This is a genomic window from Acinetobacter sp. TUM15064 (assembly GCF_008980265.1).
GTDB lineage: Bacteria > Pseudomonadota > Gammaproteobacteria > Pseudomonadales > Moraxellaceae > Acinetobacter.
Genome location: NZ_BKFU01000125.1, coordinates 1 through 2,592, shown reverse-complemented (window position 1 = coordinate 2,592; position 2,592 = coordinate 1). Strand labels below are relative to the sequence as shown.

Sequence of the window (2,592 nt, the reverse complement as noted above, 5' to 3'; positions counted from 1 at the left end):
AGGATTACCTGATCTCGAGTTAGTCAGAAACGCAATTATGATCGGTGATGCTGACTATAGAACAAATACTCACTATAACCGTGCACGCTTTATTGCACGATGGGGAAAAATTGGAGAACAGATTGCTTTACTGCTTCGACAATCTGATCCTGCTTGGATATTCCACAATGACAGCCAGCCAAGAATTGAGAATACAGTAAAGAAAATACAAATTATCTTTATGAGCGGGAATATTGCATTGGGGTTAGCTGATCAAGTTGTATCAGCACACTGTGAAAAAGGATTAATGACATTAAATAATATTAAGGAGAATCAGTCTGCTTATGATGATGAGACAAAATTGAGAACATGGATTTTATACTTTCCTTCAGCATCACATCCAGCCTATAAAGACATTGATATCCCAAATATTCCTTTTGAATTTGCATACCCAACTAGCGTCGTACAGGACTTAAAAGCGAAAAAAATTTCAATTTTACCAAGTGACCATACTTGCAGAATTGCATTTGAAATAGATAATACAGTTCCTGTAAAAACTGATCCTAAGCCAGTATTGGAACCATCTAATGAAATTAAACCAGATGATTTTGATATTCAGCTTGTAGTTTAATCTGAGGTTAATGTGTTTAATAAAGATCGTTTACGTATTGCTAAAGAATTACGAGGACTTAGCAATACCGATTTCGCAGAAAAATTGAGTTGCTCTATCTCTAAGGTAAAGCAACTTTTAGACGTGGATAAAGAAATCAATGAAAATGATCAAGATGATATATGCCGTGTATTAAATTTACCCAAGTCATTCTTTGCAGGTAATGACACACAACCACATGAAACAGACCAAATCTTCTATAGATCGGTTGCTCGTATTAAAGCACAGCATAGAAAAGCTAATGAGGCATATACTCTTTTAGCAATAAATATTAACAAGTACTTAAATCAGAAAGTAAAGTTACCTACTTTTCACCGTCCTGATTTAGATATTACTGAGTTTTTGGGTGAATCTAAGTATGCCGATCACCTAGCGTCAGAGTTGAGAGGTTTATGGGCTTTAGGTAATCAACCTATTAATAACATTGTTTCGTTGTGTGAGCTAAAGGGAATCCGTGTCTTTAGATTACCGACTGAAATTCGAGAAATTGATGCACTATCTTTTTTTGATGATGAAAGTGGTAGCCCTTTCATATTTCTAAATACATTTAAGTCTGCCGAAAGAGCCCGCTTCGATTGTGCACACGAACTTGGTCATATCGTTATGCATACGCATAACAAAAAAATTCGTGTCGAGAAAGATAATCGTGTTCTCGAAACTGAAGCGGATCAATTTTCATCTGAATTTTTAATGCCAACAGATGCATTTCTTTCTACTGCTCCACGCTATTTTTCACTAGAAAATATGATTGAGTATAAAAAGATTTGGCGAACATCCCTGAAGGCTATTAACTATAAAGCTCACAAGCTGGGATTAGTTAGTGATTGGGTTAATCGTAGTAACTCTATAAAGATCAATTCGTTGGGCTACAACATTAATGAACCTGAAGAAACTCATCGAGATGAGAGTTTGATGTTGCCCAAAATTATCTCTGTTTTAGCCTCACAACCATCTTTTGATAAAAATAAAATGCTTGATGAAATTGGAATCTCTGAAGAAGATTTTAATCAATTAACATTTGATGCTTTAGCTAAAGTTGAGCCCCCGAAGAAAAAACATAAGTTATATATTGTCGAGTAATACAAACCTTCCTTAAAAATAATGCGCCTTACGGCGCACTATTTATGCAAAATCCTGATTAATTTTTTTATGACTTCACGCCCAACGTAGTTTTGCATCCCATAAGTCATACTTTAACTGAAAATGTAACTTGCCCCATCATGACTTTTTTCATATAGCCTACTTGAACTGACACCATAAATCCCATGTGTTCCATAAAGCATCGTATACAATTTCAGATAAATTCTTTAGTTATGTGATCAGGCTATGTGCTCAAATTACCTATTTCCAAATAAAAGAAATTTGACACTCTTAGGTGTCGATACCATCCAGTTTGATCTTGAGCTTAAGGATCATGTATTCCCTTCCTATCATGCTCCAATTATCTTAAATGGTTCTGAACACTTAGAACTTGATATCGCAAAGTTTGGATTACTACCGAGCTGGGCAAAAGAGTTGAAATTCAACAGTCATACCTATAATGCTCGTACCGAGTCTGTAGCAGATAAGCCAAGTTTTCGACATGCATGGAAGTACAGCAAGTTTTGCCTTGTGCCTGTTCAAGAGTTCTATGAACCCAAATACATCAATGGTAAGCCGCACTGGTACACCATTAAGCGTAAAGATGATCAGCCTTTCACGGTTGCAGGGATCTATGATGATGCGGTGATTGATGGCAATAAGGTACGTTCTTTTTCAATGTTGACGATCAACTCTGACCATCATGTTAGCGGCAGTGTAAAAATGACCCCCTAACGGCATTTAAAAACTGACCCCCTTGGTTAATATAGCGGTCATTTTGGACTGCTCAACATGTTAACTTTGGAGCAAGCAGTGACAATCCAAATACTTCATCAGCAAGGTAAATCTATTAAAGCCATTAC

The 2,592-nt window shown here is 36.3% G+C and carries 3 protein-coding genes and 1 pseudogene; all 4 read left to right on the top strand.

Translation table 11 applies throughout. The features are described 5' to 3' along the window. The coding region (locus GBI16_RS17875; RefSeq protein WP_151707595.1) for a hypothetical protein at positions 1–610 on the top strand (610 nt) is incomplete at its 5' end. 12 nt (positions 611–622) lie between these two features. Next, positions 623–1,729, top strand: a complete 1,107-nt coding sequence (locus GBI16_RS17870; protein WP_000482094.1) for an ImmA/IrrE family metallo-endopeptidase — start codon at positions 623–625, stop codon at positions 1,727–1,729. A gap of 246 nt (positions 1,730–1,975) precedes the next feature. Then, positions 1,976–2,434, top strand: a pseudogene (locus tag GBI16_RS17865) (SOS response-associated peptidase); the annotation flags it as partial. A gap of 87 nt (positions 2,435–2,521) precedes the next feature. Next, positions 2,522–2,592 (top strand): helix-turn-helix domain-containing protein (locus GBI16_RS18845; RefSeq protein WP_215900697.1); only part of this gene is annotated, 71 nt, incomplete at its 3' end.